This window comes from Acuticoccus yangtzensis, from assembly GCF_001927245.1.
Lineage (GTDB): Bacteria > Pseudomonadota > Alphaproteobacteria > Rhizobiales > Amorphaceae > Acuticoccus > Acuticoccus yangtzensis.
In genome coordinates, this window is the sequence record NZ_MJUX01000004.1 from 99,449 (window position 1) to 123,041 (window position 23,593).

The 23,593-nt window shown below is 69.5% G+C and carries 19 protein-coding genes; 12 read left to right on the top strand and 7 right to left on the bottom strand.

Annotation, left to right across the window (positions count from 1 at the left end; genetic code table 11):
- Nucleotides 1-230 precede the first annotated feature (230 nt).
- The 8 genes from BIX52_RS11875 (at nt 231) to BIX52_RS11910 (ending at nt 8,145) form a co-directional block, all read left to right on the top strand.
- Nucleotides 231-1,052, top strand: coding sequence for an HpcH/HpaI aldolase/citrate lyase family protein (locus BIX52_RS11875; protein ID WP_205647809.1), 822 nt, complete (start codon nt 231-233; stop codon nt 1,050-1,052).
- Between the two features lie 34 nt (nt 1,053-1,086).
- The gene (locus tag BIX52_RS11880; protein WP_075221307.1) at nt 1,087-1,605 is read left to right on the top strand and encodes a MaoC family dehydratase; all 519 of its coding nucleotides are present in this window, start codon (nt 1,087-1,089) and stop codon (nt 1,603-1,605) included.
- Nucleotides 1,606-1,614: 9 nt separating this feature from the next.
- Nucleotides 1,615-2,796, top strand: coding sequence for an acyl-CoA dehydrogenase family protein (locus BIX52_RS11885; protein WP_075221308.1), 1,182 nt, complete (start codon nt 1,615-1,617; stop codon nt 2,794-2,796).
- Nucleotides 2,793-3,968, top strand: a complete 1,176-nt coding sequence (locus BIX52_RS11890) for a CaiB/BaiF CoA transferase family protein (protein ID WP_075221309.1) — start codon at nt 2,793-2,795, stop codon at nt 3,966-3,968. The genes BIX52_RS11885 and BIX52_RS11890 overlap by 4 nt, the downstream gene beginning before the upstream one ends.
- Nucleotides 3,969-3,972: 4 nt before the next feature.
- Nucleotides 3,973-5,097, top strand: a complete 1,125-nt coding sequence (locus BIX52_RS11895) for a CaiB/BaiF CoA transferase family protein (protein ID WP_075221310.1) — start codon at nt 3,973-3,975, stop codon at nt 5,095-5,097.
- 65 nt (nt 5,098-5,162) lie between these two features.
- A complete protein-coding gene (locus BIX52_RS11900; protein ID WP_075221311.1) occupies nt 5,163-5,966 on the top strand; it encodes an alpha/beta fold hydrolase in 804 nt (267 codons plus the stop codon).
- A 38-nt stretch (nt 5,967-6,004) separates the two neighbouring features.
- A complete protein-coding gene (locus BIX52_RS11905) occupies nt 6,005-7,231 on the top strand; it encodes a CaiB/BaiF CoA transferase family protein (RefSeq protein WP_075221312.1) in 1,227 nt (408 codons plus the stop codon).
- Nucleotides 7,228-8,145: a hydroxymethylglutaryl-CoA lyase gene (locus BIX52_RS11910; RefSeq protein ID WP_075221313.1), complete on the top strand. Its 918-nt coding sequence runs from the start codon at nt 7,228-7,230 to the stop codon at nt 8,143-8,145. Before BIX52_RS11905 ends, BIX52_RS11910 begins: the two co-directional genes overlap by 4 nt.
- A 49-nt stretch (nt 8,146-8,194) precedes the next feature.
- Here BIX52_RS11910 and BIX52_RS11915 read toward each other — a convergent pair whose 3' ends face one another.
- Nucleotides 8,195-9,667 carry a hypothetical protein gene (locus BIX52_RS11915; protein WP_075221314.1) on the bottom strand — a complete coding sequence of 491 codons (1,473 nt, stop codon included), beginning with the start codon at nt 9,665-9,667 and terminating at the stop codon, nt 8,195-8,197.
- A 351-nt stretch (nt 9,668-10,018) separates the two neighbouring features.
- Here BIX52_RS11915 and BIX52_RS11920 point away from each other — a divergent pair, with 351 nt between their 5' ends.
- Both BIX52_RS11920 and BIX52_RS11925 read left to right on the top strand, forming a co-directional pair.
- Nucleotides 10,019-10,825, top strand: coding sequence for a ribonuclease HII (locus BIX52_RS11920; protein ID WP_075221315.1), 807 nt, complete (start codon nt 10,019-10,021; stop codon nt 10,823-10,825).
- Nucleotides 10,826-10,923: 98 nt separating this feature from the next.
- On the top strand, nt 10,924-13,230 hold the full coding sequence (locus BIX52_RS11925; protein WP_075221316.1) for a molybdopterin-dependent oxidoreductase: 2,307 nt from the start codon (nt 10,924-10,926) through the stop codon (nt 13,228-13,230).
- 154 nt (nt 13,231-13,384) lie between these two features.
- Here the strand turns inward: BIX52_RS11925 and ureG are convergent, their stop codons facing one another.
- The 3 genes from ureG to BIX52_RS11940 all read right to left on the bottom strand — a co-directional run bounded on the left by ureG (nt 13,385) and on the right by BIX52_RS11940 (nt 15,864).
- The gene (ureG, locus tag BIX52_RS11930) at nt 13,385-14,005 is read right to left on the bottom strand and encodes an urease accessory protein UreG (protein ID WP_075221317.1); all 621 of its coding nucleotides are present in this window, start codon (nt 14,003-14,005) and stop codon (nt 13,385-13,387) included.
- Nucleotides 14,006-14,117: 112 nt separating this feature from the next.
- Complete coding sequence (locus BIX52_RS11935) at nt 14,118-15,266, bottom strand: urease accessory protein UreF (RefSeq protein WP_075221318.1); 1,149 nt, start codon at nt 15,264-15,266, stop codon at nt 14,118-14,120.
- Nucleotides 15,232-15,864 (bottom strand): urease accessory protein UreE, encoded by a 633-nt coding sequence (locus BIX52_RS11940; protein WP_075221562.1) that lies wholly within the window; start codon nt 15,862-15,864, stop codon nt 15,232-15,234. Before BIX52_RS11940 ends, BIX52_RS11935 begins: the two co-directional genes overlap by 35 nt.
- Nucleotides 15,865-15,996: 132 nt before the next feature.
- On the opposite strand from BIX52_RS11940, the gene BIX52_RS11945 reads away from it, so the two are divergent.
- Entirely contained in the window at nt 15,997-16,563 is a 567-nt protein-coding gene (locus tag BIX52_RS11945) for a hypothetical protein (protein WP_075221319.1), read from the top strand.
- 7 nt (nt 16,564-16,570) lie between these two features.
- Here BIX52_RS11945 and ureC read toward each other — a convergent pair whose 3' ends face one another.
- The 3 genes from ureC to BIX52_RS11960 form a co-directional block, all read right to left on the bottom strand.
- Nucleotides 16,571-18,268, bottom strand: a complete 1,698-nt coding sequence (gene ureC / locus BIX52_RS11950; protein WP_075221320.1) for an urease subunit alpha — start codon at nt 18,266-18,268, stop codon at nt 16,571-16,573.
- A 171-nt stretch (nt 18,269-18,439) separates the two neighbouring features.
- A complete protein-coding gene (locus BIX52_RS11955) occupies nt 18,440-19,378 on the bottom strand; it encodes a SphA family protein (protein WP_075221321.1) in 939 nt (312 codons plus the stop codon).
- A gap of 137 nt (nt 19,379-19,515) precedes the next feature.
- Nucleotides 19,516-20,604 carry an AI-2E family transporter gene (locus BIX52_RS11960; protein ID WP_157956250.1) on the bottom strand — a complete coding sequence of 363 codons (1,089 nt, stop codon included), beginning with the start codon at nt 20,602-20,604 and terminating at the stop codon, nt 19,516-19,518.
- A 320-nt stretch (nt 20,605-20,924) separates the two neighbouring features.
- Between BIX52_RS11960 and BIX52_RS11965 the strand changes: the two genes are divergently transcribed.
- Nucleotides 20,925-23,462 carry an SH3 domain-containing protein gene (locus BIX52_RS11965; RefSeq protein WP_075221323.1) on the top strand — a complete coding sequence of 846 codons (2,538 nt, stop codon included), beginning with the start codon at nt 20,925-20,927 and terminating at the stop codon, nt 23,460-23,462.
- The last annotated feature ends 131 nt before the right edge of the window (nt 23,463-23,593 follow it).

Genomic DNA, 23,593 nt, shown 5'->3' on the forward strand with positions numbered 1-23,593 from the left:
GGCGGGGGGCGGGTCCTCCGGCGCCCTCCCCGCCTCGGCTTCCCGCCCCCCGTGATCGGCCGGCCTCCGGGCTGGCGCCACCGTGACCGCCGCCCGCCGGCCCTGACCGCCCGACGCTGCCGGCCGTTGCGACCTCATCCCGATGGCCCGCCGGACGGCCCGGCCGTTCGCCCCACTTATTCGGCCCGGCACCGGGCCTCGCACCCGGCCCCAAGATGGAAATGGCACCCGTGACACGCCCCCCCTTCGCCTGCCGCAGCCTGCTGTTCGTGCCCGGCGCCCGGCCCGACCGTTTCGCCAAGGCGCTCGCCACCGCGGCGGACATCGTCTGCATCGACCTGGAAGACGCCGTGCTGCCGGACCAGAAAGCGGCCGCGCGCGAGGCCGTCTCGTCCTACCTGGCCGGGCTCGACGCGGCGACGGCGCGCCGCATGGCTGTGCGCATCAACGGCGTTACGACGCTGGAGGGGCTGAAGGACCTCGCCGCACTCGCCGGACGCGCCCCGGCGACGGTGCTTCTCCCCAAGACCGAAACGCCGCGTGATATCGAGATCGTCACCGCCGCCCTCGGCGACGTGGGCGTTCTGCCGCTGGTCGAGACCGTGCGGGGCCTGCGCGCGGCCGACGAGATCGCCGCCGCGCCGGGCACCACGGCGCTGATGTTCGGCGGCGCCGACTTCGCCGCCGAGATCGGCGCGACGATGGATTTCGAGCCGCTGCTGGCGATCCGCCAGGCGCTGGTGCTCGCCGCCGCCGGTGCCCAGCGCCCGCTGATCGACGTGCCGCACGTGCGCATCAAGGAGCTCGACCATCTGGCCACTGAGGCCGCACGGGTGGCGACCCTCGGCTTCACCGGCAAGGCAGCCATCCACCCCACCCAGGTGGACCCGATCAACGCCGCCTTCAGCCCCAGCGCGGCGGAGGTGGAGCGGGCCCGCGCCGTCATCGAAACCTTCCGCACCAAGGGTGTCGCACAGCTCGACGGCGAGTTCGTCGAAGGCCCCATCGTGCGCCGCTACGAGCGCATCCTGGCCCTCGCGGACCACACATGAGCGCGCGCCCGCCAGAAACGCAAAGGAAACGCCCATGAAAGCCGCCGTCAAAGAGATCGGCTCACAGCGTTATCGCGAGACCTTCGGCCGCTATTTCGACGATTTCGCCATCGGCGACGTCTACGAGCACCGGCCCGGCCGCACGATCACCGAGAGCGACAACACCTGGTTCACGCTGCTGACGATGAACACCCACCCGATGCACTTCGACAAGGAGTACGCCAAGCATTCGGAGTTCGGGAAGATCATCGTGGCGAGCCCGTTCACCGTGGCCGTCATCGTCGGCATGAGCGTCACCGACGTGTCGCAGAAGGCGAAAGCCAACCTCGGCTGGAAAGAGATCCGCATGCCCGCCCCGGTGTTCGTGGGCGACACGCTCTACGCCTCGTCCGAGGTGCTGGACAAGCGCGAGTCGAAGTCCCGCCCCGGCGACGGGATCGTCACCATCAAATCCATCGGCACCAACCAGGACGGCACCACCGTGTGCGAGTTCGAGCGCGTGATGCTGGTCCCCAAAGCCGGCGCCGACTTCGAAGCCGCCGCGAATTATTGAGGTGAAGCCATGAATATTCAGACCAAACCCGTGGCCGCGACCATCTCCGAGGACGACGAGGCGCAACTGCTCGACGTCATCGACCGGTGGACCGAAGGCGAGCTGAAGCCGGTCGCCATGAAGTTCGACCATGGCGACGAGTACCCGCACGAGATCGTCGAGCAGATGAAGGAGCTGGGGCTGTTCGGCGCCACCATCTCCGCCGACTATGGCGGCCTCGGCCTGCCGGCGACCACCTACGCCAAGATCGTCATGCGCATCAGCCAGACGTGGATGGCGCCGACCGGGATCTTCAACTCGCACCTGATGATGGCCGCCGCCGTGCAGCGGTTCGGCACGGAGGCGCAGAAGGCCGAGTGGCTGCCCAAGTTCGCGTCGGGCGAGATCCGCGGCGGCCTCGGTCTCACCGAGCCGGACTGTGGCACCGACCTGCAGGCGATCCGCACCGTCGCCAAGCGTGACGGCGACGATTACGTCATCAACGGCACCAAGACGTGGATCACCAACGGTATCGAGGGCTCGTGCTTCGCGCTGCTGGTGAAGACGGATCCCGCCGCGGAGCCGCGCCACAAGGGGATGAGCCTCTTCATCACCCCCAAGGGCGAGGGCTTCCGCATCGGCAAGAAGCTGAAGAAGATGGGCTATAATTCCATCGACTCGGCCGAACTGGTGTTCGAGGACTACCGCGTTCCGGCCGCCAACCTCGTCGGCGGCGAGGAGGGCAAGGGCTTCCTGCAGGTGGCGGGTGGGCTGGAGCTCGGCCGCATCAACGTCGCAGCGCGCGGCGCCGGCATCGCCGAGGGCGCACTGCAACGGGCGTCCGATTATGCCCAGGTGCGCAAGACCTTCGGCAAGGAGATCATCCAGCACCAGGCGATCCAGCTGAAGATCGGCGAGATGGCGACCCGGGCCCGCGCCGCGCGACTCCTCGTGCTGGACGCCGCCGCCACCTACGACCGCGGCGAGCGCTGCGACATGGAGGCCGGCATGGCGAAATATTTCGCCTCCGAAGCCGGTGTGGAGAACGCGATGGAGGCGATGCGCGTCCACGGCGGCTACTCCTATTCCAAGGAGTACGACGTCGAGCGGCTCTACCGCGACGCCCCGCTGATGTGCATCGGCGAAGGGACGAACGAGATGCAGCGCATCATCATCGCCAAGCAGTGGGCCAAGAGGAACCCGGCGCAATGAGGCCGCTCGAGGGGATCCGTGTCCTGACGCTGGAGTCCTTCGGCGCCGGGCCCTACGGCACCATGGCGCTGGCCGACCTCGGCGCCGAGGTGATCAAGATCGAGAACCGGGCGACGGGGGGCGACGCCTCCCGCGGCGTCGGCCCGCACATGCTGGGCGACGGGGACAGCCAGTATTATCAAACCTTCAACCTCGGCAAGAAGAGCGTTGCGCTGGACCTGAAATCGCCCGAGGGCCGCGCGGCGTTCGAGGAGCTGGTGAAGACCGCCGACGCGGTGGCCAACAATATGCGCGGCGACCAGCCGGAGAAGCTCGGCGTCGACTATGCGACGCTCTCCAAGATCAAGCCGGACATCGTCTGCCTGCACATCTCCGCCTACGGGCGGGACAATCCGCGCAAGGCGTGGCCGGGCTACGACTATCTGATGCAGGCCGAGGCGGGGCTGATGGCGATGACCGGCGAGCCGGACGCGCCGCCCACCCGTCTCGGCCTCTCCATGATCGACTTCATGACCGGGATCACCGGGGCGCTCGGCCTGGTCTCGTCGATCCTGGCGGCGAAGCGCACCGGCAAGGGCTGCGACGTCGACACGTGCCTGTTCGACGTGGCGCTGCACCAGATGTCCTATCCCGCCACATGGTACATGAACGAGGGCACGGCGCCGGTGCGGCTGCCGCGCGGCTCGCACCCGTCCAACGTGCCGGTGCAGACCGTGCCGACCGCCGACGGCTGGCTCTACCTCATGTGCATGACGCAGAAGTTCTGGTTGAACCTGACCGCGGCGATGGAGCGGCCGGACCTCGCCGCCGACCCGCGCTTCGCCACCATGGACGCGCGCCGCACCAACCGCGCGGCGCTGTCGGACATTCTGGACGAGGTGTTCCAGACCCGCACGACCGAGGACTGGATGAGCCGCCTCGCCGGTATCCTCCCCGCCGCCCCGGTCTACGACGTGCCGCGCGCCTTCGCCAATCCGTGGCTGGACACGGTGGGGATGACGCAGACTGCGGCGCATCCCGAGAAGGCCGACCTCAAGGTGCTGTCGAGCCCGCTGAAGATCGACGGCAAGCGCGCCGTCGCCACCCCCGGCAACGCGCTGGGGGCGGACACCGAGGCGGTGCTGTCGGCGGCGGGCGTCGACACCGCCGCCATCAAGACGGCGGCGGAGTAGGCCGATGAAGCTTCAAGGCATCAAAGTCGTCGACCTCTCGGTCTTCCTGCCCGGCCCTTACATGACGCTGATGATGGCGGACCACGGCGCCGACGTCATCAAGGTGGAGCCGCCGGGGGGCGACCCGGCGCGCGAGATCGGCCCGCGCGAGAACGGGACGACGATCTTCTTCCGCACCATGAACCGGGGCAAGAAGTCGGTCGTCCTCAATCTGAAGGACGCCGCCGACAAGGCGAAGCTCGACGCGCTGGTGGCGGACGCGGACGTCTTCGTCGAGAGCTTCCGTCCTGGCGTGATGGACCGGCTCGGCTTCGGGCCCGAGCGGCTGAGGGCGATGAACCCGCGGCTCGTCTACTGCTCCATCAGCGCCTTCGGCCAGGACGGACCGATGCGCGACGTTCCGGCCCACGACCTCGCCGTCGAGGCGCTGGCCGGTGCGATCACCCTCAACCGGGGGCAGGACGGTGCGCCGGCGATCCCCGGCATCGCCGCGGCCGACATGCTGGCGAGCCTTCACGCTTTCTCGGCGGTCCTCATGGCGCTCTACCGGCGCGAGACGACGGGCCGCGGCGACCGGGTGGACCTTGCGATGTTCGACGCGGTGCTGTCGGCCTACCCGAACCAGCTCGGCGCCGCGCTGGGGCTGAAGCGCGAGCCGGTGAACCTCGAGGAGCGAAGCCTCGGGGGGGCCGCCTTCTACCGCATCTACGAGACGGCGGACGGGCGGCATCTGGCGCTCGGCGGGCAGGAGGAGAAGTTCATCACCAACCTCCTCACCGCGCTCGGCCGGCCGGACCTGATCGCGCTGACCGAGGACGGCCCCGGCCGCCACCAGCAGCCGCTGATGGACTTCCTCAGCGACACGTTCGCCCAGAAGCCGCTCGCCGCATGGGTGGAGTGGTTCAAGGGGCGGGACGTGTGCTTCGCCCCGGTCAACGGCATCCTGGAGGCGCTGGCCGAGCCGCAGACGGCGCACCGCGGCATGGTGCTGATCGACGAGGCGGGCCAGACCCACATCGGCAACGCTGCCAAGTTCGCCGACGAGCCCGCGCGCCCGAACCTCGCCCTGCCCGAACTCGGCGCCCACCAGGACCTCGCCCGCGCCCCCGCGCCGGCGGACCAGGACTGACACCTCAACGACAGGGCCGCGCCCGACCAGCGCGGTCCCACGACAACACGGGAAACGCCCAGACGATGCCGATCGCCGACATCAACAACCACAAAATGTATTACGAGACTCATGGGGGGGGCGATCCGCTCATCCTGATGGGCGGCTGGGGCTCCTTCTGCCACGGCGAGGAGAAGCACCTGCCCATCGGCCTCCTGGAGCGCCACAAGGTCGTCCTGCTCGACTATCGCGGCATCGGCGAGTCGGAGGACGACCATAGCGTCCCCTCCTCCACCCGCCTTTATGCCGAGGACGCGGTGGCGCTGATGGACCATCTCGGCATCGACCGCTTCCACATGGTGGGGCTGATCGGCATGGGCGCGTGCATCGGCCAGGAGATCGCCGCGACGTGGCCGGAGCGGGTCCGCTCGCTGGTCAACACCGGCGCGTGGCTGAAGGCGGACCGCTTCCTCGCCGACCAACTCAACGTGATGACCGAGGTTCACCGCGACCTCGGCTTCCTCGCCTTCCAGCGGCTGGTGACGGTGATGTCCTTCGAGCCGGCCTACTACGCCAAGAACATCGACAGGCTGACCGGGCCGGACGGGGTGTGGCACCACATCAACGGGCGGATCGACACGCACCTGCGCTTCGTCAACGCCTGCCTGACCCACGACATGACGGACCGGGCCGGGTCGATCACCGCGCCGACCTTCGTGCTGCACGCCCACATGGACCAGGTGACGGGGCCGCGCACGACGCTTCCCATCGAACAGGCGATCCCGAACGCCACCGGCTACCACATGAAGAACGCCGCCCACGTCATCGCGGGCAAGGAACAGAAGATCGAATTCGGGCAGGTCCTGTGTGACTTTCTGTCCAAGCACTGAGAACGGCGCCAAGCGCCGCCGGACCTGGGGAGGATGAGATGAGCGAACTGAACATGCCGCTGGGCGACCTGCGCGTTCTGGAGATGGGGCAGCTTCTGGCCGGCCCCTTCTGCGGCCAGCTCCTGGCCGACTTCGGCGCCGAGGTTCTGAAGATCGAGGCTCCCGGCGTCGGCGATCCGATGCGCGAATGGGGCCAGGAGCGCCCGCAAGGCGTCTCGCTCTGGTGGTCGGTCGTCGCGCGCGGCAAGCGGTCGGTGGAGATCGACGCGAGGAAGCCCGAAGGCCGCGACATCATCAAGAAGCTGGTCGAGACGACCGACATCCTGATCGAGAATTTCCGCCCCGGTACCATGGAGAAATGGGGCCTCGGCTACGAGGAACTCGCCAAGATCAATCCGCGCCTGATCATGGTGCGCGTGTCGGGCTACGGGCAGACGGGGCCGAATTCGGGCAAGGCCGGGTACGGCTCCATCGGCGAGGCGTTCGGCGGCATGCGCTACGTGGTGGGCGACCCGGCGACGCCGCCGTCGCGCATGGGCATCTCCATCGGCGACACGCTGGCGGCGACCTTCGCCTGCCTCGGCGCGATGATGGCGCTGCACGTGCGCGAGAGGACCGGGCGTGGCCAGGTCGTGGACAGCGCCATCTACGAGGCGGTGCTGGCGGTGATGGAATGCCTGATCCCCGAGTACCAGCAGCTCGGCTATATCCGCGAGCGGACCGGTGCCATTCTGCCGAAGATCGCCCCGTCCAACGTCTACCCGACCAAGGACGGCAAGATGACATTGATCGCAGCCAACCAGGACGGCGTGTTCAAGCGCCTGTGCGCGGCGATGGGCCGGCCGGAGCTCGCCACCGATCCACGCTACTCCGGCCACGTCGCCCGCGGCGACCGCCAGGAGGAGCTGGACGCGCTGGTGGCCGATTGGACCTCCACCTATGACGCCGAGGCGCTGGGCGCGCTGCTCGACGAGCATGGCGTGCCGCGCGGCGACATCTACCGCGCGCCGGAGATGCTGGCCGACGCGCACTTCAAGGCGCGCGATGCGATCGTGTCGATCATGCACCCCAAGCTGGGGGAACTGAAGATGCAGAACGTCGCCCCGCGCCTGTCCGAAACGCCGGGCAAGGTGCGCACGGCGGGGCCGGAACTCGGCGATTGCAACGGCGAGATCTTCGCCGGGCGGCTGGGCCTCGACGCCGAGACGCTGCAGCGACTGGCCGACGCCGGGGCGATCGGCCGTGTGACGGAGGTCGCCGCATGAGCGCGGCGGTGAACGGCACGGCGATGCCGCGGCGCGTCACGATCGTGGAGGTGGCGCCGCGCGACGGATTGCAGAACGAGAAGCAGCACGTGTCGGCCGACGACAAGGTGGAGCTCATCGACGCGCTGGCGGCGGCGGGGCTGACGCGGATCGAGGCGACGAGCTTCGTGAACCCGAAGCGCGTACCGCAGATGGCCGATGCCGACGAGGTGATGGCGCGCGTCGACCGGGGGTCGGGCGTCTCCTACTCGGGTCTGGCGCTGAACCCGAAGGGGGCCGAGCGGGCGATCACGGCGGGGTGTGACGAGATCACCTACGTTGCTGTCGCCAGCGAGACCTTCTCGCAGCGCAACCAGGGGCGCGGGGTCGATGCGGTGCTGGCCGACCTTGCGGGCGTGGCCGCGGCGACGCGGTCGGCGGGGCGGTTCCTGTCGGTCTGCGTCGCGACCGCGTTCGGCTGTCCGTTCGACGGGCGGGTGAGCGCTGAGACGGTGACGGACATCGTCAAGCGCATCCTCGACCACGAGCCGGACGAGATCGGGCTCGCGGACACCATCGGCGTCGGCGTTCCCTCGCAGGTGACGGACCTGTTCGGCCGTGTCGGCGAATTGACGGCGCTGCCCCGGCGGGCGCATTTCCACAACACGCGCAACACCGGGTTCGCCAACGTCTACGCGGCGTTGCAGGCGGGGGTTTCGGTGTTCGATTCCAGCGCTGGCGGGCTGGGGGGCTGCCCCTTCGCCCCGCGCGCGACGGGCAACATCGCCACCGAAGATCTCGTCTACATGCTGGACGGGATGGGCATCGCGAGCGGTGTGGACCTTGCCCAGGTGGCCGGGCTCGATGCGTGGCTGGCTGGCAAGGTGGGCCATGCCGTTCCGGGCCAGCTCGGCAAGGCGGGTGCCTTTCCCTGAGCCGGCTCGGCGGCGCCTCCTCCGCGCGCGCCGACCGGCCGGAGCCGCCTCAGCTGAACAGGCGGCGCGGGCCGCAGCGGGCGCGCGGCTCGTAGGCCGATACGGTTTCGAGCGTCCGGCGCGGTTCGGACAACGGGTTCTTCGCGGGGACGGGCTGCGGCGCATACACGGTCTGCGCCGCATAGGCCGGCGGCGCCGATTGGTAGGTCCGCTGCGAGGGAACGTAGGCGGTCTGGCCGGTGTAGCCGTTGGGCGCGGCGCCGAAGATCTGGCGCGGCGCGGCGTAGGCGGGCTCGGCTCCCGCGGAGCGCGCCGCTCCGGCCATCGCTCGGGTGGCGCGTTCGGCGGCCTCGCGGCGTTCGGCGATGCGCGCTTCGATCATTTCCACCGTCAGGCGGCGCGGCGGCTCGACCGGACGGCGGTCTGACACGGGTCGCCGGGGGCGGGACGGCCGCCCGTCGCGCGGCGGCTGCTGCCCGCCTGCGGAGCGCACAGGGGCAAGCGGTGCGGCCAGAGCCTCCTCGATCATCCCGTAGCGCGGGGCGTCGTCGGCGGGCGGGGTGTGGAAGCGGGTTTCCAGGGTGCTGACGCGGCGCACAACTTCGAGCAACGCCTGCTCCAGCCGCGCGACGTCGGCCTTGTTGGCGAGCGAGGCGACCTCGGTGGCGAGGCTGGAGAGCGAACGGGCGAGGCTTTCGTCCGCGACGGTATCGACCGGCGACAGGGAGGGAGATGGCGCACCGCCCCTCGGCGCGAGGTGGGCCGGGATCCCGTTCGGAGCGGATGCGACAGGGGCCGATGCGGTGTGAGGCGTGACGATCGTACCGGCATGGTGGGTGTGAGCGCGCACATCGTCCAGCCATGTGGCGCGTGCGGGCGCGGTGACCGGGGAGCGATCGTCCGTCCTGGCGGGCGCGCCTTGTCCCAGAGCGCCGTGTCCCGAAGCGCCGTGTGCAGAGGCGCCGTGTGCAGGGGCGCCGTGTGCCGGTGCGGCGCCGCGGCCGCCCCGCATCTGCTCGATGGTGCGCGCAAGGGTCCGGAAGTCGGCCAATGTTGTCTCCGCATGGGGGGACGGTGAGTGATGGTCCGCCTCGTGCCCGCCGCGTCCGGAGGGGTAGGACGCGCGCGTGTCCGGCACGGATTGCAGGTCCGGGAAGGGCTTGCGGTGTCCTTTGGGGAGCTGCATCTTGGAGCCGGCGGTGTGGCTCGCCCCGTTCGGGTTGGCGGCGCTGCGGTGGTTGGAGCCGTGCCGGCCGGTGCTGTCGGGCGCCGTATCGGGGTGCGTGCGGCGCTCGCCCTGGCGGGCCCGGTAGGTAGCGGCGGACTGCTCCAACGACGGGCGGACCGTGCGGCCGTTGCGCTCCGCCGGCAGATCCACCTCGGGCTCGTGCAGCGAGGCGACGGCCCGCTCATAGTCCGACGAATGGGTCTCATGGTCGGCCCAGCGTGGCTCGTCCCACGCGTCGGCCTCACCCAGCGCGCCGGCAATCAGCGGATTGGGCTGCATCTTTGTCTTCAGCATAACACCCTCCTCGACCTTCGGCCTCATGCCGAATCGGCCCCACCAAATTGCCGCCGAAGGATTGGACCTTGCCGCAGGGGGATGTGCAAAGCCTTTCGGGCGGTTTGCACAGAACCCCGGACGTGTCGCGATCAAACGGTGGAAAACGGCCGCTTTGCCGGGGCTTTTCCGGCGGGGACCACCTTTGAACGACCCCGCTCGCCCTGTAGCTTTTGATCCGTCTTCCTCGCCGGTGTGGCCCCTTATCAAGGCCACAACAGGCTGGTCTGTGGCTTGTCGTTCGCCTTTGGGGCAAGCTCTTGGTTCTTGTGATGCCATCCCGGAGCAAAAATGGCGCTGTCCCCGGCCCGAATGAGATCGCTATCGCAGTTTGATCAAATCGTTTGCGGTGTCGACGAGGCGGGCCGCGGCCCCTGGGCGGGTCCTGTCGTGGTGGCCGCGGTGGTGCTCCCGCGGACCTTGCGGATCGAGGGTCTGGCGGACTCCAAAGTGCTCTCCCACAAGGTGCGGTGCGAGCTGTTCGAGCACATCGTCGCCGAGGCGGCGGTGTCCACCGTCGTCGTCGCGGCGCGGCGGGTGGACGAGATGAACATCCGTGCGGCGACGCTGTGGGGCATGCGCCGCGCGGTGGCGACGCTGCCGGTGCGCCCCAGCGTGGCCTTGATCGACGGGCGGGACGTTCCGGACGGGCTGTGCGTCAAGGGCCGTGCGCTGGTGGGCGGCGACGGACGGTCGACCGCGATCGCCGCCGCGTCGATCGTCGCCAAGGTGACGCGCGACCGGCTGATGACGCAGCTTGCCCGTGCCTTTCCGCATTACGGGTTCGAGCGTCACAAGGGCTACGGCACGCCCGAGCATCGCGCCGCCCTGGCGTTGCACGGCCCGTGCGTGCATCACCGGCGCAGCTTCGCGCCGATCCGCGCGTGCCTCGGTTCCGCGGGCGACGTGCGGACGGCGCCGGCGCCCTGTGACACCGCGCCGGCCGAGGCCGCCTTCGCCGAGACTGGCATCGAATACGCCGATGCTGCCTTTGAAGACGCGACGCTCGGCGAGATCGAACCGGTCGCCGCCGTGCGCGAGCCGCGAGCGCGACGGGTGCCGCCGCAGCGCCCGGCAAAGCGCCTCGCCCCGGCGACGGCGGCGCGCCGCACCGGCTGACGGGAGGCCCCTCGCACCCGGCCGTGCCCGAGCGCGATCGCCGTGCGTTTGGGACGAAAACCGCTGGCGGTCGCGCCCCGGCGTATTAGAGTGGCGGCATGACCCGGACTTTCACGCACAGCTCCCACTGGGGCGCCTTCTCCGCCACGCCGGACGAGGCGGGCCGCCTTGCGATCACCCCGCACGCGGCCGACCCCGACCCCTCGCCCATCCTGCAGAACTTTACCGACACGCTGGCCCATTCGGCCCGTGTCGCCCGCCCCATGGTGAGGCGCGGCTGGCTGACCGACGGCCCCGGCCCCACGACCTCGCGCGGGCGGGATGAATTCGTCGCCGTGCCGTGGGACGAGGTGCTGGACCGTCTCGCCGCCGAGCTGACCCGCGTGCGCGACGATTTCGGCCCCGAGGCGGTGTTCGGCGGGTCCTACGGCTGGTCGAGCGCCGGACGGTTCCACCACGCCCAGAGCCAGGTGCACCGCTTCCTCAACACAGCGCTCGGCGGCTATGTGCGCTCGGTCGGCACCTACTCGTCGGCGGCGGCCTACGCGATCTTCCCGCACATCGTCGGCCGGCTGACCGACGTATCGCGCCACAACGTCACCTGGGAGCAGGTGGCGAACGACACCGAGCTGGTGCTGGCCTTCGGCGGCATGGCGCTGAAGAATTCCACCATCGCCCAGGGCGGCATCAGCGCGCACGTCGAGCGCGGGTCGATGGCCAAGGCGCGCGCCCGCGGTGCCCGGTTCGTCAACATCGCGCCGCTGAAGTCGGACATGCCGGAGGAAGCGGGCGCGGATTGGCTGGCGATCCAGCCCGGCACCGACACGGCGCTGATGCTGGCGATGATGCACGTCCTCTACACCGAGGGCCTCGCCGATACCGGGTTCCTCGCCACCCACACCGTCGGCTTCGACCGTTTCGCCCGCTACCTGACCGGCGAGGCGGACGGCGTTGCGAAGACGCCCGAATGGGCCGCGCCGATCACCGGGATCCCCGCCGCCACCATCGCGGATCTCGCCCGCGCCGCCGCGAAGGCGCGCACCCTGGTCGCCACCGCCCACGCGCTGCAGCGGTCCGAGCACGGCGAGCAACCGCTGTGGGCAGGGCTCACCCTGGCGGCGATGCTGGGCGACATCGGCCTTCCCGGCGGCGGCTTCCACTATTCGCTGGGCGCCATGGGCCACACCGGGCGCCCGCCCGTCGCCGTGCCGCTGCCGACCCTGCCGCAGGGCGAGAACGGGGTGTCCACCTACATCCCCGTCGCCCGCGTGACGGACATGCTTGAGAAGCCGGGCACCGCCTACGACTATAACGGCAAGCGCCTCACCTATCCGGACATCAAGCTGATGTACTGGGCGGGCGGCAACCCGTTCCACCATCACCAGGACCTCGACCGGCTGGCCAAGGCGCTCGGCAAGCTCGACACCTTCGTGGTGCACGACTACGCCTTCACCTCCGCCGCCCGCCACGCCGACATCGTCCTTCCCGCGACGATGACGCTGGAGCGCGAGGACCTCGGCGCAGGCAACACCGACCGGCTCCTTCACGTGATGCGCAAGGTTGCCGAACCTCATGGCGAGGCGCGGGACGACTACGCGATCTTCGCCGGCCTGGCCGAGCGCATGGGCCGCGGCGAGGCCTTCACCGAGGGGCGCGACGCCGAGGAATGGATCGCCCACCTCTACGAGAGGACCCGCGCCGCGCTGACGGCCAAGGGCCTCCCGGCGCCGACGCTGGCCGAGCTGCGCGATGCGGGCGAGCTCGAGCTGCCGCTGATGCCGGACGATGGGGCCGCCCTCGCCCGCTTCCGCGCGGACCCGGAGGGCGCGCCTCTCGCCACACCGTCCGGCAAGATCGAGATCTTTTCCGCCACGATCGACGCGATGGGATATGACGACTGCCCCGGCCACCCGGTTTGGCTGGACCGCTCCGAGGTGCCGCGGGCGGATGCGCCGCTATGGCTGATCGCCAACCAGCCCGCGACGCGCCTGCATAGCCAGCTCGACTATGGCGCCACCTCCCGCGCCGCCAAGCGGGACGGGCGCGAGGTCGCCCGGCTGAACCCGGCCGACGCTGCGGCGCGCGGCATCGGCGAGGGCGACGTGGTGGTGGTGACGAGCCCGCGCGGCCAGTGCCTCGCCACGGCGGCGTTGACGACGGACGTGCTGGAAGGCTGCGTGAACCTGTCGACCGGGGCATGGTACGATCCGGTGGAGATCGGCGGCGCTCGGGTGTGCGTCCACGGCAACCCGAACGCGGTGACGTTGGACCGCGGCACGTCGAAGCTCGGCCAGGGCTGCACGGGCCAATTGTCCTGCGTGGAGGTCGCCCGCTGGACCGGCCAGGTGCCGGGTGTGACGGTCCACAGCGCCCCCGAGCCGGTCACCCTCGAGGCGGCGGAATAGACCCGCCGGGCCGCGCCGCCTTCCAGCGGCACGGCCCGGTGCGGGCATTGACGCGGCGCGCGAAGGCGGATGAGCACGCGCGCGAAGGTGTTGAGCGAAGCGCGCGAAGGCCGGTGGGCGGTGCGCGCGAGGCTGAAAGGCGAGGCCGCGACGATCAGAGGGCGAGCCCGCCTTTGGTTTTGAGGAAGGCGATGACGTCGTCGACACCGTCGCCGCCGCGCAGGTTGGTCATCAGAAAGGGCCGGTCGCCGCGCACCTTCAGCGTGTCGGACCGCATCACGTCAAGCGATGCGCCGACGAAGGGGGCGAGGTCGGTCTTGTTGATGATGAGGAGATCGGAGCGGGTGATGCCGGGGCCGCCCTTGCGCGGGATCTTCTCGCCGCCGGCGACGTCGATCACGTAGATCGTCAGGTCGGCCAGCTCGGGCGAGAAGGTGGCGGCGAGATTGTCGCCGCCCGACTCCACCAGCACCAGGTCCACCTTCGGGAAGCGCTGGCGCATCTCCTTGATGGCGGCGAGGTTGATGGACGCATCCTCACGGATCGCGGTGTGCGGGCAACCGCCGGTCTCCACGCCCATGATGCGCTCCTCGTCCAGCGCCTCGGCACGGGAGAGGATGAGCGCGTCTTCCTTGGTGTAGATGTCGTTGGTGATGGCGACGATGTCGATCTTGTCGCGCAGCGCCTTGCAAAGGCGTTCCATCAGCATCGTCTTGCCGGAGCCGACAGGCCCACCGATTCCGACCCGCAGAGGCCCGTGCGCCGTCGCCGACATAGTTCATCCTTCCATTCGCTGCTTAAGCTGTGGCACCGGCGCGGCGGGCGGGCAAGGGCCTGCCGCGAACTGCCCCCGGCGGGCGCAGGATGGCGCCGACTATGGCGCCCCGTCAGGAGCGGAACAGCCGCACGTGCTGCGTTTCGTGGGCCATGGCGCAGATGTCGAGGCCGATGGCGGTGGAGCGGATATCGGCCAACGCGGCGGCCTCGGCCCGGCGGGCGACCTCGGCGGCGACGGGCAGCAGCGCGGCGGTGATGCGCTGACCGTCCGTCTGGCCGAGCGGGACGAGGCGCACTGCGGCGGAGACAAGGTTGGCGGCGAAGGCGTGCAGCGCTGCGGTGAGGAGCGGGCGCAGCGGCACACCGTGCAGCCCTCCTGCCGCGCCGATGGCCACCGGCAGCGGACAATCGGCGTCGGACAGGCGCATGGTCCGCGGCCGCGCGGTGTCCGCCGCCGCGCCGGACAGCGGCCCATCCCCTCCCGCGGTGCCTCCCCCGCCTCCGCCCCGCGCGGCCGCCCCCAGGCTTTCGCCCGGCGCAGAAGACCATGCGCCCCCGCCTCTTAAGGCCGACCACGCACGTTCGCCTGGCGTAGCCGACCCTACGGCTTCGCCTCGCGCAGCCCACGACGCGCCAACATCTGGCGCAGCCGACACCGCACCTCCGTCCGGCTGAGCCGACCCCACGCCTTCGTGGCGTGTAGCCGACCACACGCTTTCGCCTCGCGCTGCGAACCACACGCTTTCGTCCAGCGCAGCCGAACCAACACCTGCGTCGCGTGTAGCAGACGACACGCTTTCATCCTGCGCGGCCGACCACACGCGTTCGTCTCGTGCGGCCGACCACACGGTATCCACCAGTTCCGCGAACGCGTTGCCCTGGCGCAGGGTCTCCTCGCGGCGCTCCCGCGAGGGGCTGAGCGCAAGCGCGAGTGTGGACAGGCTGTCGATGCCGGCGGCGTCACCGGCACGAGCCGCGCGCCAGGCGTGGGCGGCGATGATGGCATCGCTCTGGCCGGACCCGTCAAAGAGCGCGGTTGTGATGGCGCTCTGAGTGGCCGCCGCGTTGTCGAGGCCGCCCTTCTCGAACAGCGTTTCAAGGCCGTGCGAGTAGGAGAAGGCGCCGATCGGAAAAGCCGGCGAAAACCATGTGAGGAGCAGTGCCAGGTGATGCTCCGGGTCGCCCGCCCCCGCCATGTGGCGCTGCGGATCGGCCCCCGCCGCCTCAGCCATGGTGGTGGCCATGGCCGTGGTGGGCATGGTTGCCCTCGTCATGGCTGTGCGCTTGGCCGCCGCCGTGTTCATGGTCGTGATTGTGGCCGTGCGCGTGGGCGTCGCCGTCATGCGTGTGATCGTGGTGGCCGTGATCGTCATGGCCGTGATCATGGTGCCCGTGATCATGGTGATCATGACCGTGGTGGCCGTGGCCGCCGCCGTCGTGATAGGCGCCATATTCGGGATCGAAGGGCCCGCTGAGAGAGGTCACCGTGCCGCCCAGCCGCTCCACCATGGCTTCCAGAACGTGGTCGCGGCGGATGCGCAGCCGCCCCGCCAGGATCGCCGTCGGCGTGTGGCGGTTGCCGAGGTGCCAGGCGAGACGCGTCACCAGCAGCGGGTCCGGCGCGGTGATATCGGCGACCGCCTCGTCCAGTGCGAGGATCTGGAGCGTGCGCCCGTCCTCCATGGCGATCAGGGTGCCGGCGGCGAGCCGCGTCGCCTCGGCCAGGTCGACGAGCACGTCCTCACCTTCGCGCGTGGCGACCACGATGCGGCGGCGGTGGCGGTCGTCGAAGGTGAGCTCGGCGGTGAGGTCGGCCGGACCGGCGGCGTCAGGCAGGATCGTGTGGGCGCGGATCATGGTCATCCTCCATCGCCCGCTTGTGGGCGAGACTTTGCGCTGCGGCAATGGCTTTCCTCGTAGCAAGATCGCGCGTATCGGCGGGGCTGGCCGCCGTCGCCGGTCACGGGGCCGCCCAAGGGGGGAGTGAACATGATGCGATCCGCCGTCTTTCGCGCTCTTCGACCGCTGGCCGCCCGCATGGGGGTGACCGGCGCTCTCCTCCTGCCCGCCCTCGCCCTCGCGATCGTCCCGGGCCTCAGCCCTACCCCGGCCGCGGCGCAGGATGGCGACGTGGCCGCCGTCGCCCGGCCCGCCGGGCCGGTGCCGCTCCTCACCGCCGCCGACATGGTCGGCACCTGGCTCTGCACCGACGACGAGGCCGGCGCCCCCTGGGGCGAGATCGGCTACCGGGCCGACGGCACCGCCTCCTTCGCGCTCGACGCCACGCTGACCATCAAGGGCGTTCCGGTCACGCTGATCGGCAGCGGCGAGCAGACCTGGTCGCTCGACGGGGCGATCCTGCGCGAGCAAATCACGTCCATCACCCTCACCAGCGTGAAGGCGGACGGCGTCCCGGTCGAGCAGGCGCTGATCGACGAGTTGCAGGCGCAGTTCTCCGCCTATGGCGAAGAGGCCTCGCCCATCACCGTCCTTGACCGCGACACCTTCATCGAGCACGGTGACGCGCACACCGTCACCTGCCGGCGCCAGACGTGAAAAACGCTCAATACATGAAGTAGCGCTGGGCCATGGGCAGCACCTTGGCCGGCTCGCAGGTGAGCACCTCGCCGTCGGCGGTGACGCGGTAGGTCTCGGGGTCCACCTCGATCACCGGCAGCGCGTCGTTCAGCTTCATGTCCTTCTTGCCGATGCCGCGGCAATTCTCCACCGGCAGCGTCTCCTTGTAGCAGCCCCAGTCCTCGTCGGCGGAGGCGCGGGACACGAACGTGACGGAGGATGCGGTCATGGAGCGGCCGAAGGCGCCGAACTGGGGCCGGGCGTGGACGGGCTGCGGCGTCGGGATGGAGGCGTTGGGGTCGCCCATCTGCGCCATGGCTATGGTGCCGCCGATCAGCACCATGTCCGGCTTCACGCCGAAGAAGGCGGGGTCCCACAGGACGAGGTCGGCGCGCTTGCCCACTGCCACCGAGCCCGTATAGGCCGAGATGCCGTGCGCGATCGCCGGGTTGATGGTGCATTTGGCGATGTAGCGGCGCACCCGCATGTTGTCGTTCTGGCCGGTCTCCTCGGCGAGGCGCCCGCGCTGGACGCGCATCTTGTGGGCGGTCTGGAAGGTGCGCGTGAGCACCTCGCCGACGCGGCCCATCGCCTGGCTGTCCGAGGCGATGATGGAGATCGCCCCCATGTCGTGCAGGATGTCCTCCGCGGCGATCGTCTCGCGCCGGATGCGCGATTCGGCGAAGGCGATGTCCTCGGGGATCGACGCGTCGAGGTGGTGGCAGACCATGAGCATGTCGAGGTGTTCCTCGAGCGTGTTCACGGTGTAGGGCCGCGTCGGGTTGGTGGACGACGGGATGACGTTGGCGAGCCCCGCCACCTTGATGATGTCCGGTGCATGGCCGCCGCCCGCGCCCTCGGTGTGGAAGGCGTGGATGGTGCGGCCCTTCATCGCCGCGATGGTATCCTCGACGAAGCCGCTCTCGTTCAGCGTGTCGGTGTGGATCATCACCTGAACGTCCATCTCGTCGGCGACGGTCAGGCAGGTGTCGATCGCGGCGGGGGTGGTGCCCCAGTCCTCGTGCAGCTTCAGCGCCATGGCGCCGGCGCGGATCTGCTCGGCCAGCGGCGCTTTGAGCGAGGCGTTGCCCTTGCCCGCGAAGCCCAGATTCATCGGGAAGGCGTCGGCGGATTGGATCATCCGCGCTATGTGCCAGGGGCCGGGGGTGCAGGTGGTGGCGTTGGTGCCGGTGGACGGGCCGGTGCCGCCGCCGATCATCGTGGTGATGCCGGACGCCAGCGCCTCGTCGATCTGCTGCGGGCAGATGAAGTGGATGTGGCTGTCGATGATGCCGGCGGTGAGGATCTTGCCCTCGCCGGCGATGGCGTCGGTGCCGGGGCCGACGACGATGGTCACGCCCGGCTGCGTGTCCGGGTTGCCCGCCTTGCCGATGCCGACGATCTTGCCGTCCTTCAGCCCGACGTCGGCTTTGACGATGCCGGACCAGTCGACGATGAGGGCGTTGGTGATGACGGTGTCGACGGCGCCCTGCTCGCGCGTCGCCTGGGACTGGCCCATGCCGTCGCGGATCACCTTGCCGCCGCCGAATTTCACCTCTTCGCCGTAGATGGTGTGATCCGTCTCCACCTCGACGATGAGTTCGGTGTCGGCAAGGCGGACCTTGTCGCCGACGGTCGGGCCGAACATGGCGGCATAGTCGCGGCGGGAAATCTTAGCGGGCATCGCGGGCTCCAACGGACGTCGGAGCGAGAATGTCTTGTCTGGCAGGCAAGTGCAACGGATGCGGTAGGGCCGAGCATCGCAACTCTCGGCCGTGAGCGGCGGCTCCCATGGGCCGAGTTCGGGTCGCGGCCCGGTCGGGACGGCGCCGTCCGACCGGGGCGAGACCTGAACCTAGAACTGGATCACGCCCTTCAGCCAGAAGAAATCGCCCTGGACGCGGTTCTTGACGGCAAGTTCGGGCAGCCACTTCGCCTCGATCATGGCCGAAACCTTCTCGGTCGCGAGGAGGTAGGTGGCGACCGGGCCGATGCCGAGCGAATGGCCGCGGAAGGCGCCGAGGCGTGCGCCAGCGCCCTCGTCGTCGGTCACCTGCTGGAGGTAGAAGGCCTCGGCGCCGATCCCCACGTAGCCCGGACCGAGCGGCAGAAGCTGCTGGACGCTCCCCTCCATGTGAAGAAGCGAACCGCTTTGATAGTTCGTCGCCGTGTTCTCGGTGTTCATCGTCAGGCCGACGAAGCCGGATGCGTTGAACCCGTTCGTCGGGTTGCTGTAGGAGACGGCCACCGTGGGATCGACGGTGAGGTAATTCTTGCCGATGTTGGCCAGGCGCCCGGGCTTGTAGGAGCCGGTCGGCAACGTCACCGGGAGCGACACGCCCACGCGCATGTTGCCCGTCTTCCAGGCCAGCATCGCCGGAATGAGGGTGATGTCACCGATCCCGGAGTCGCTGTCCGTCGCCGGGAAGTCGCCGAACGGGGTGCGCACCGTCGCGTCGACCTTCAGGTCCATGAACGGCACCACCATGCCGACGGACACGAAGGCGTTGGCGATCTTCTCGTCGAACGTATAGAAGCCGCCGATCGTCACGGCGGAGACTTCAGCGTCGAGCCCGTTGGTGAGAAGACCCCCGTCCAGCACCTGAAGTGAGCCCTCCGCATCGCCGTGATAGTGGAAGGCGTTCACGGCGGCGATGAAGCCCGGCTCCGTCGGTTGCAGGTCGATGAGGGTCGCGGAGACACCGGGGATATAGTGTCCCGATCCCGCTTCCTCGGCCGACACCGCAGTGATCGCAGCCAAACTCAATGCAATGCCGAACAGGAATAAACGCACCGCGACCTCCTTAGGAATTGCATCAAGATTAGCAAAGCCTCCGGAGTGCCGCGAGGCGCCGCGGCCGAATGCGTTCACGAATGCCGCCTGCGTGACACACAGGCAACATTGTGCAGCCTCGGTCCTGCCCGAATGTCTTATGCCGGATGAGCCGCCGCGCCGGCCTCGTCCTCGTCGTGGTCCGGCTTTTCCTCGAAGATCGTCACGTCGAGCGGCGGGATCTGGCCGTTGGCGGAGAACAAGACCGCCACCCAGCGCAGCGACGGCACCTTCGAGCAGACGATGATCGCGATTGTCAGCACCGGGACCGCGATGAGCGCCCCGACGATCCCCCAGAGTGCCCCGCCCGCGAACACGGCCAGAAGCACCACCAGCGACGAGAGGTTCAGCGAACGGCTCATCAGATGCGGCATCAAGACGTTGGTGCCGAGCACCTGGACGATGCCGACGCAGGTGAGAACGATCACCACCGGCCACAGGGACAGGAACTGCAGCAACGTCATCAAGGTCGGCAGCAGGATACCGAAGATGGAGCCGATCGTCGGTATGAAGCTGAAGAAGAAGACAAGGACGGCCCAGAAAATGGCCGCGTCCACCCCCACCAGCCACATGACGATGAAGGTGGGAACGGCTTGCACCAGCCCCACCAGCACCTGAACGCTCAGCACCTCGTCGACCGCGTCCTTGATCTCCAGCGCGACGCGGCGGAAGCGCCGCTCCCGGTCGCGATCGCCGGACAAGGCGACGAGCTTGCCCTCGAACGACTGCGCTTCCACGAAGATGAACATCACGTAGAGAAAGACGATGAAGAAGGCCGAGGTGTAGGCCGCCGTCGACCCGGCGAGGTTGATCAGCAGTTGGCGCAGGTCGATCTCGCGGAACAGATCGACAAGACGCACATGCTCGTTGGAGCCGACATAGTTCTGCACTCCGGCCAGCAGGGTGTCGACGTTGCTCTGGTAGACGGGCAGGTTCTCGCGGAAATTGGCCACCGCCTCGACCAAGAGGATGGCGATCAGCCCGACGATCAGGGTGATGCCGATGACGCTGACCGCGCGCGCCGTCGTGCGGCGGTGACGCCAGCGGCGCGGGACGAGGCGAACGAGCGTCGCCGAGGTCGCACTGAGGACCAGCCAAACGAGGAGCCCCGTCGCCAGCGGGCGCAGCACACTCTCCGCCGTCTCCAGGATCCAGATCGTTGCCGCGATCAGAACGGCAATGCGCATGAACCCTCCCGGCGCGGGGCCCGCCCGCATCCCAGGCCGTTCCGCCCAGCCCGTCGCGGCCGGGCCGGAATCACGGCCGTTCCCATCGCCGTCACTCAAGCCCGACTATGCGCTGAACATCAAGATCCAGGCGGCGCGGCCATTCGGGTGGCCGGGTCAAACGATAAGATGACTTGACGTTTCGCGCGCACGGGCCGAGCGATCGTCGCGCGGTCGCGGCGGGCGGCGGCGCGGGCCCCTGCCCCGAAGCTGCCACGAAACCGCTCTACTCGAGAACCGCCGGCTCTCAGACCGGGCGGCCTATGGGGGGTTGAGACTCTATGCGTAAACCTATCGCCATTCTCCTGGCCACGGTGATCGCCGTGACGCCGGTGGCGGCGAGCCCTGCTGTGACCACCGCGAACGTGAACATGCGATCGGGGCCCGGAACCACCTACGAGGTGCTCGGAACCATCGACAGCGGAACGGACATCGACCTCGGCGACTGCGACGCCTCCGGGGCGTGGTGCTCGGTCACCGTCGACGGCCGCCAAGGCTATATGAGCGGCCAATATATCGAGATGAAGGACGATCCCGGCGGCTGGCCGCGCTCCTTCACGACGCAGAGCGGCGGACAGATCATCCTCTACCAGCCGCAAGTCACCGACTGGCAGGATTTCCGCACCATCGACGCGCTGATCGCCGCCGAATATGTGAGCGGCCCGAATGCGTCGGCGGTCTACGGCGTGATCGGCGTGACGGGCAAGACCGAGGCGGACGAGGCGAACGACGAGGTGGTGATCAGCGACATCACCGTGACCGAGCTGAACTTCTCCGCGCTCGACCGCGAAGGGATGGATGCGCTCAACGTCGACGTCGGCCAGGTGCTGCCGACGGGGCCGATCACGGTGGCCGAGCAGCGCCTCGTCGCCAGCCTCGCCGACTCCAAGCGGGTGGCCGACGTGGACGGGCTGAAGTCCGACGCGCCGCCGATCTTCCACTCCGAGACGCCGGCCATTCTGGTGCAGACGAACGGCGACGCCTCGCTGGCGCCGGTGCAGAACACGACAGGGCTCAGCTTCGTCGTCAACTCCAACTGGGACATCCTGACCGAAACCGGCCAATCCACCTACTATCTGCGCGACGAGCAGTCCTGGCTGTCGGCGACGTCGCTCGATGGGGAATGGAGCGCGGTGGACACCCTTCCCGCCGCCTTCTCGGGCCTGCCGGCGGATGATGACAGCTGGACCGACGCGCGCGCCGCGATCCCGCCCAAGCCGTTCCAGAACGGGGCGCCGAAGGTGTTCTACAGCACCCAGCCGGCCGAGCTCATCCTGTTCGACGGACCGCCGAAGAAGGAGGCCGTCCCCGGAACCGCGCTCGAATGGGTCTCCAACACCGAGACCGACCTCTTCTTCGACACCGCCACCTCGACCTGGTACGTGCTCCTATCGGGCCGCTGGTTCAGCGCCGCATCGCTGGACGGGCCGTGGACCTTCGCCACGCCCAACCTGCCGGACGACTTCCACAAACTCCCCGCGGACACGCCATATTATAGCGTGCGCTACGCCGTCCCCGGCACGTCGGAGAGCGACGAGGCGCGGCTGAAGGCGAGCATTCCGCGCACTGCGCGCGTGGAGATCGGCTCGGTCACGCCGGACGAGGTGGCCTATGACGGCGACCCGAAGTTCGAGGCGATCGACGGCACCCAGATGACCTACGCGGTCAACACCAACGACGACGTCATCAAGGTGGGTGAGCAATATTTCCTGCTGCAGAACGGCGTGTGGTTCGTGGGCGCGAGCCCGACCGGGCCGTGGGCCGTGGCGCAGACGGTTCCGGACACGATCTATACGATCCCGCCCTCCTCCCCGGTCTACAACACCACCTATGTGCGCGTGTACGAGACCGAGCCCGGCGCGGTGTGGTTCGGCTACACCATGGGCTATCTGACCGGCTATCTCGCCTGGGGCACGTTCGTCTACGGCACGGGCTATAGGTACGATCCCTATTGGTATCGCGGGGTGAGGCCCTATCCCGGCTATTTCCCGCGTCCGGTGACCTACGGCATGGGCGCCTACTACAACCCCGTGCGCGGGACCTATGGGCGCTACGGCTATGCCTACGGGCCTTATCGCGGCATCGCGGCCGGGGCGCGCTACAACCCGCGCACGGGAACCTATGTGCGCGGCGGGCAGATCTACGGGCCGGCGGGAAGCCGCGGCTTCATGACGGCCTATAATCCGCGCACCGGCACGCGGGCGGGCGCCCATGGCGGGCAGAACATCTACGGCTCGTGGGGCACGGCGGGGATCCAGCGGGGCTCGGCCTGGGCGCGCGTTTCGGGCGGGCGCAACGATGCCGGCGGCGGCGGGCTGCGCTGGAACACGTCGGGCGGCGGATCCGGCTTCGTCGGCGACACGCGCAACGGCAACATCTATGCCGGGCGCGACGGGAACGTGTACCGCAACACCGGCGACGGCTGGCAGAAGTTCGACCGGGGCGACGGGTGGACCGGCGCGAACCGCCCCGCCGGCGCGACGGCCGCTGCGGGCCCGGCTCGTCCGGCGGATCGGACGGCGGCGAATCGTCCGGCGGGAGATCGTCCGGCGGCGCAGCGTCCCGCGGAACGGGCGCCCGCGGCCAACAGGCCGGCCGCGAACCGTCCTGCGGCGCAGAGGCCGCGTGCCTCGGCACAGGGACCCGAGGCCGTCCGCTCGCAATTGCAGGCGGACATGCGCGGCCGACAGGCCGGCAACCTCAACCAGATGCGCCAGCGCGACTTCGCCCGCTCCCCCGCCCGCGGCAATTTCGAGCGTGCCGGCGGCGGCCGTTCATTCGGCGGCGGCGGGCGCTTCGGCGGCGGCCGCCGGCGATGACGCTGCGGCCGGTGGCGCCTGGCGCTACCGGTGGACAGCGCCGCTCGCGGGCGGCAAGCGCGCCGGTCACCGCGGCGGCTGGGCGCGCTACAAGCGCCGACAGCGGCACCGGCGGCGCTCTCGTGACGTGT